Here is a 4278-nt window from a genome sequence, read left to right as displayed (position 1 = left end):
CAAAGCACATTGCGAGTATCACGACCTTCAGCATCGTTATAGCTTCTCTTTTGATGGATTGGAGACTGATATGATGATCTTTTGTGAATGGTTGGTGGTGGGGGTTAAAGAGCTATGAATTTGGTGAGATTCCGCATGTGCTCGTCGTTCCAGGCGAGCTGCATTTTCTGGAGAAGGAGGCGTTAGTGAAAATTGCACAGGCTCCGGAGACTATTTGAGCTCTTCCACAGAGGGAGAAGGATGTTGCCGTGCTTAGACCGCTCCTAAGATATAAGATAAATGGGATAAGCAGCTCATCACGAAATCCTCCCTATTACTTGAACAGGCTTTTTAACTAATTTCCTCAGCATTTCCTTTTTCTCCTCCGCCAGCGTAACAAGCACAACGGTTGAAGGTCCCGCAGATTTCTCTATATCAATATCCCCTTCTGGCTCTATTTTGTATTTATAACCCGATATACTCCCCATCATTTCTAAACTCCCCTTTATCCCTTCATGACCCACGGGTATGATTTCGTGGATGAACTCCCTCTTTGAAAGTTTCTGCACATCCTCCACCATTACGATGCTTCTGGGTCCGGCGTTTAGCACTTCTTCTCTTACCTTTGGCTCACCGATGGCAATAATCAAATCATTTTTCATCGACTTCCCTATTTTCAATTCTTTTTCCATGCATAGCCCCAATACAGTAATGCCCATGCCTGTTTGGTTCGTTTCGATGTTTTCTTCGGTATGACCTTCTAATATTTCCAATGCTTTAATTTTATGCGCTTCTTCCCGTATTCCCTGGAATATTTGTGAGCCCGTGGGGAAAAATCCCACACTCAGGTTGGTAACCAAAACGATCGGCTGTGCTCCAGAAGACAGAACCTTTATTAGCACTGTTCGTGCCATCAACCGCCCAAGGAGTATACCATCAAGTCTGACCACATCTTCGGGCTTTGGTCCTATGCCGCCGGATGAAGTATTAGCCAGTACTAATGCCTGTCCATTCTTAAGTTTTATAATAACGAGGTCCCCGCATTTAGAAATTGAAATCTCATTTGGTGATATTTTCAGGCTCCTGAGGTTTATGAATCCTCCTATATTCTCTAATAGCTGAAAATAAATTGTCAGTGCGTGCCTTATTACCTCGGAGCGGGTAATGCCATTCTTGGTTGCAATTTCATCAATCTTCTCTATTTTCGTTTTTGATATTCTGATGTTTACGGGTTCCATTTTACCTGTTCTTGCCTGCATTACGCAATTACCTAAGTTTCTGACTTCTCCTTGGGGGTGCACTCCACCTCTTAATATTGCATTACGTATGTAATACAAAGAGTAACATTTAAAAAGGGATTGCCCGAACGTGTCTATCATGAGCACAAAGAATATCGAAAAGGAAGTAAAAGAAGAGAAGCAAAGCGTGATGGCGTACAGATTGAAATGTCCGAGGACTGCAAATGGGGGTTTGTCGCACTATATGTTCGGGGACTCGCCTGCTGACAAGGCGCTCTTTTAGCGCTCTTGGGTGATGTAAATGCATTACAATACTGGAAAACATCCGCAATTGACGCTTTGTGACATTGACGAGGAGACCATGCTCGTCATTGATCCGGACACCGTCTTTTGGGCACTGGTTCCAAAGGGAGAGGATATCGATTCAAAGATAAAGCAGGAGATTATCCCACTGTATAGCAGAGTCAAGCGAGAGTGTGAAGAAGAGATGCACGAATTCCGGTTCAAGTCACCCCTCGCTGTTATTTACATGAATTCCGTGAGCAGATGCAACCTGGATTGCTCATACTGCTATATACCACAAGAAATAAGGAAAACCCACCAACGAATGGAGAAGGAGCAACTTTTTAGGACACTTATGAAAGCATGTGAATACGCTGAAGAGAACATGGGTAACAGAAAGCTTACCATTGTGTTCCATGGTAGCGAGCCATTATTGATGAAAGAAGAAATTTTTGATGCCATAGAAGAATTTGAAGACCGATTATACTTCGGCATTCAAACAAATGGGACTCTCTTCAGAGAAGATGATGTGGAGTTCCTTAAGAAGCATGGCGTAAGTGTGGGAACCACACTGGATTCGCCGTATCTGGAAATACATAATTCTCTGAGGAAGACTTGGGATGGAAGGGGGACTTTCGAGAAAATCGTAGAAGCGATTGAGTGGTTTGATGGCTATCAAAGGCTGAATGTAGTGACGACTGTAACGAAGCAAAATGTATCGCAACTCGCCGAGATGGTAAGTTTTCTACATGACAAAAATGTCCCATCGGTTTTGCTGAACCCTGTCAGGGGGACGCAGAGACCTGCTCGTTCTTTGATGCCGGACAAAGGGGAACTCATAAAATACTTCATCAGTGCCTTAAAAAGAGCTATGGAACTCACCGAAAAGACAGGGAAGCAAATAATCGTTGGAAACTTTGCCAATATCCTGGTGGGAATCATCGCTCCTACTGCGAGAAAACTTATGTGTGATATATCTCCTTGTGGGGCTGGAAGATGTTTTTTCGCTATCAGTGCCAAGGGGGACGTGTTTCCTTGCGGTGAGTTCATAGGCATTGAAGAATTCTGTGGAGGTAACATCTTCAGGAACTCTATTTCAGACATCATGGATTCTGAGTCGTTCAGGATGGTAAGGGACAGGATAGTCGAAAAGATTGAGCACTGTAATACTTGTGCTTTCAGGAATATCTGTGGTGCACCCTGTCCCGCAGAAGTATATTCAATGCAAGGTAATTTTTATAATCCATCGCCATACTGCGAATTTTACGAAGAGCTGATTAGATTCGCATTTAAGATGATTGCTGAGGATAAAACGAAATACTTCCTCAAGGAAGACGTCTTGAATGGTCTCGGATACAAATACAGGATGGAGGAATAAAGTATGGGCAAAATTAAAGAGACGATAGAAGAGATAAAGGCGTTAGACGAAGCTGCAATGCAATCAGCAAGGGCACGGCAGAGTACACTTACAAAACCTCTGCGCAGTCTCGGCGTTCTGGAAGACCTTTCGGTGAAAGTTGCAGGCATTACCAGAAACCACATGCCTGAGATAAAGGAGAAAGTGATAATAACGATGGCAGGCGACCACGGCGTTGCAGACGAAGGCGTGAGTATTTTTCCAAAGGAAGTAACATCGCAGATGGTTTATAATTTCTTAAGAGGAGGTGCGGCGATAAACGTGCTTGCAAGGCATATCGGTGCGAGAGTGGTTGTCGTGGATATGGGCGTGGCGGCGGATATTGAGCTGAAGCCGGTAGAACATCGGAGTTACGATTTTATTAACAGAAAAATCGCTTATGGCACCGCGAATATGACAAAAGGACCCTCAATGAGCTATGAAGATGCCGAGCGTTCTATTGAAGCGGGAATAGAAGTTCTGGAGCACGAGATAGAGAAAGGCGTGGGCATCGTAGGTGTGGGAGATATGGGGATAGGAAACACGACACCGAGCAGTGCCATAGTCGCGTTCATTACCGGCGCGCCGGTCGAGAAGGTAACAGGACGGGGCACGGGTCTGGATGACGGAGGGCTCGAATCGAAGATAAAAACGATAAAAAAGGCTATTGAACTTAATAAGCCAGACAGAGGAGACGCAATTGACATATTAGCGAAGATAGGAGGATTCGAGATAGGAGGAATGGCGGGTGTGATGCTCGCTGCCGCATCGCATCGAATTCCTGTTGTCGTGGACGGGTTCATCTCAGGCGCAGCAGCACTTATCGCATACGAACTCAGCCCGAAGATTCGGGATTATCTCATTGCCTCGCATCTCTCTGTGGAAGCCGGTCATCGGGATATTTTAGATCACCTTGGAATCAATCCATTGTTCGATCTGAATATGCGGCTTGGAGAAGGCACGGGTGCCGCACTTGGAATAAACCTCGTGGAGGCATCTTGTAAGATACTGCGGGAGATGGCTACGTTTGAAGAAGCAGGTGTCTCAGAGAAGGAATGAAAATACGGTCTCATCCTGCTCGTAACTTCGATTCAATCGCAGTGCGAGTTCGGCTTTTGTCAATTTCATACTCAAATAAGAAGCGTGTTTAAGCAATGAGACCATGTCCAATCGCAAAGTTGTATCCATTATCCCTTTTGCACTTTTTCCTACTATCCGTTTCCCGGTAGGCAAATGTTCGGCATATACCCTTTTTAGCCCCCTCCGTAATACGTCCCATAATCCAGAATTCTAAATTGATTTCTTGCATATTTACACTCATTCTTTTCTCAAATTCTAAAAGTACACAATAAAAATCTATAAAATCCAATTCCAGGCGAAATG

General features: G+C 44.4%; 5 protein-coding genes. 3 read left to right on the top strand and 2 right to left on the bottom strand.

Annotation, left to right across the window (positions count from 1 at the left end; translation table 11 throughout):
- Nucleotides 1–296 precede the first annotated feature (296 nt).
- Nucleotides 297–1217, bottom strand: a complete 921-nt coding sequence (locus tag J7J01_07080) for a ribbon-helix-helix protein, CopG family (protein MCD6210635.1) — start codon at nucleotides 1215–1217, stop codon at nucleotides 297–299.
- 139 nt (nucleotides 1218–1356) lie between these two features.
- Between J7J01_07080 and J7J01_07075 the strand changes: the two genes are divergently transcribed.
- From J7J01_07075 to cobT, 3 genes are read left to right on the top strand one after another with little or no spacing between them, the layout of a single operon-like run.
- Nucleotides 1357–1500, top strand: coding sequence for a hypothetical protein (locus J7J01_07075; GenBank protein MCD6210634.1), 144 nt, complete (start codon nucleotides 1357–1359; stop codon nucleotides 1498–1500).
- A gap of 18 nt (nucleotides 1501–1518) precedes the next feature.
- Complete coding sequence (cbpB, locus tag J7J01_07070; protein MCD6210633.1) at nucleotides 1519–2877, top strand: peptide-modifying radical SAM enzyme CbpB; 1359 nt, start codon at nucleotides 1519–1521, stop codon at nucleotides 2875–2877.
- A 3-nt stretch (nucleotides 2878–2880) separates the two neighbouring features.
- Complete coding sequence (gene cobT, locus J7J01_07065; GenBank protein MCD6210632.1) at nucleotides 2881–3954, top strand: nicotinate-nucleotide--dimethylbenzimidazole phosphoribosyltransferase; 1074 nt, start codon at nucleotides 2881–2883, stop codon at nucleotides 3952–3954.
- An 88-nt stretch (nucleotides 3955–4042) separates the two neighbouring features.
- Here cobT and J7J01_07060 read toward each other — a convergent pair.
- Nucleotides 4043–4278, bottom strand: a 236-nt coding sequence (locus J7J01_07060; GenBank protein ID MCD6210631.1) for a hypothetical protein, incomplete at its 5' end; no start/stop codon positions are given.

It is taken from the genome of Methanophagales archaeon (assembly GCA_021159465.1).
Classification (GTDB): domain Archaea; phylum Halobacteriota; class Syntropharchaeia; order Alkanophagales; family Methanospirareceae; genus G60ANME1.
Note: the sequence above shows the minus strand (reverse complement) of the source record. Positions and strands in the feature narration are given on the sequence as shown.

Excerpts from the sequence above, each read along its gene's own strand:
- J7J01_07075 (MCD6210634.1), top strand. The coding sequence starts at position 1,357 with ATGAGCACAAAGAATATCGAAAAGGAAGTAAAAGAAGAGAAGCAAAGC.
- J7J01_07080 (MCD6210635.1), bottom strand. The coding sequence starts at position 1,217 with ATGGAACCCGTAAACATCAGAATATCAAAAACGAAAATAGAGAAGATT.
- cobT (MCD6210632.1), top strand. The coding sequence starts at position 2,881 with ATGGGCAAAATTAAAGAGACGATAGAAGAGATAAAGGCGTTAGACGAA.
- cbpB (MCD6210633.1), top strand. The coding sequence starts at position 1,519 with ATGCATTACAATACTGGAAAACATCCGCAATTGACGCTTTGTGACATT.